We start from the raw sequence: 1,661 nt of genomic DNA on the forward strand, positions 1-1,661 counted from the left end.
CCCGGTTGTTCGGGCGCCGTTTTGCGTTCTGCGGCAAAATTCTTCGAAGAATTTTGCCAAGAAAATTCGAATTTTCTTGGCTCAGGCGGCCTCAAGCGCGGTGATGATCGGGGAGAAATCCGCGGCCTTGAGGCTGGCGCCGCCTACAAGTGCTCCATCGACATTGGAGACAGCAAAGATCTCTCTTGCGTTCGATGGCTTGACCGAGCCGCCGTAGAGCAGGCGGATGGCCTCTGCGGTCCCGGCCCCGAAGCGGGTGGTGAGTTCGGCGCGCAGGAAGTTGTGCACTTCGGAAATTTGCTCAAGTGTCGGCACTTTGCCGGTGCCGATGGCCCAGATCGGTTCGTATGCCACAACGGTGTTTTTGCCGGTGGCAGAGGCCGGGACGGAACCTGCAAGCTGAGCGCCAACCACCTTCAGCGTGTCGCCGCCTTCGCGCTCGGACAAGGTTTCACCGATGCAGATCACCGCAGTGAGGCCTTCTGCGATGGCGGCTTCGGCTTTGGCGCAGATCTGGGCGTCAGTTTCGCCGTGGTCGGCGCGGCGCTCGGAATGGCCGAGGATCACGGCGGAGGCGCCGGCGTCTTTCAGCATGGCAGCTGACAGATCGCCGGTGTGGGCGCCGGAGGCGTTTGCGTGGCAGTCCTGGCCGCCGATGGCGACGGCGCTGCCTTTGGCGATGTCGGCTGCGCGCGACAGCAGAGTTGCCGGCGGGCAGATCAGGATGTCCGCAGCCGGGCCGGCATGGCTTTCGGCCAGGGCTGCCAATTCACCCAGGCTGTCGCCGGTGCCGTTCATTTTCCAGTTGCCTGCTGCCAGTTTCCGCCGCATGGGGGATGCCTCCGATCCTCGTTATGTGGGCGTGACAGGTAACACCAGCGGCGGAGTGGCGCAATTCGCTTGGCCGGGGACCGGCCACAAAAAGGGCGGGGAAGACCCCGCCCGCTGATTGCGTCCCGTCTGGACCGGATCAGGCGCCGGGCAGTTCCTTGAAGCTGATCGATTCGCCGCAGCCGCAGGCATCCGCGACATTGGGGTTGTTGAACTTGAAACCGCTTTCCAAGAGCGTCACCTCATAGTCGATTTCGGTGCCGAACAGGAACATCTGCGCCATCGGCGCGATCAGGATGCGGGCGCCGTCCTGTTCCACCACTTCATCGTTGGCAGAGGGCTCGTTGACGTATTCCATGGTGTATTCCATGCCCGCACAGCCGCCTTTCTTGACGCCGATGCGCAGGCCGGCATGGCCGTCCTTGGCCATCAGCCTGGCGATCTGCGCTGCTGCCTTGGGCGTCATGGTCACAGCTTGTTTGCCGGGAATGCCGAACATGGGTTTCTCCTTACACTTATTCCCTATCTAGGGCTGGTGCTGCCGCGGCTCAACCCCGCAAACGTCCAGGCAGGCAGGTAACATGTATTCTGTATGCGGATTTTCAACGGGGAGCGGCCTGAAACCTGCGCTGCCGCCGATCACAGGCCAATGGTGTCACAGTCCCATGCAATTTGCATAGTAGGTGACGGTGGCAGGCCAGTCGGAAAAAACGCCTTCGACACCTGCGTCCTGTGCCAGAACGTCCAGCAGCTGATAATACATGCCGTCGCCGCGGCTGAGACCTGCGAGCGACTGGAAATACCATTCGCCGCCCTGCAGCGGGCCGGAG

2 protein-coding genes and 1 pseudogene are annotated in these 1,661 nt (G+C 62.1%); all 3 read right to left on the bottom strand.

Annotated elements, in window-relative coordinates; all coding sequences use genetic code 11:
* Positions 1–81: 81 nt before the first annotated feature.
* Positions 82–831, bottom strand: a complete 750-nt coding sequence (tpiA, locus tag A2I95_RS36110; RefSeq protein ID WP_291737333.1) for a triose-phosphate isomerase — start codon at positions 829–831, stop codon at positions 82–84.
* Positions 832–970: 139 nt separating this feature from the next.
* Complete coding sequence (locus tag A2I95_RS36115; protein WP_129371313.1) at positions 971–1,330, bottom strand: iron-sulfur cluster assembly accessory protein; 360 nt, start codon at positions 1,328–1,330, stop codon at positions 971–973.
* A gap of 156 nt (positions 1,331–1,486) precedes the next feature.
* A pseudogene (locus A2I95_RS36120) lies at positions 1,487–1,661 on the bottom strand (glycerophosphodiester phosphodiesterase); the annotation flags it as partial.

It is taken from the genome of Leisingera sp. F5 (assembly GCF_001593695.1).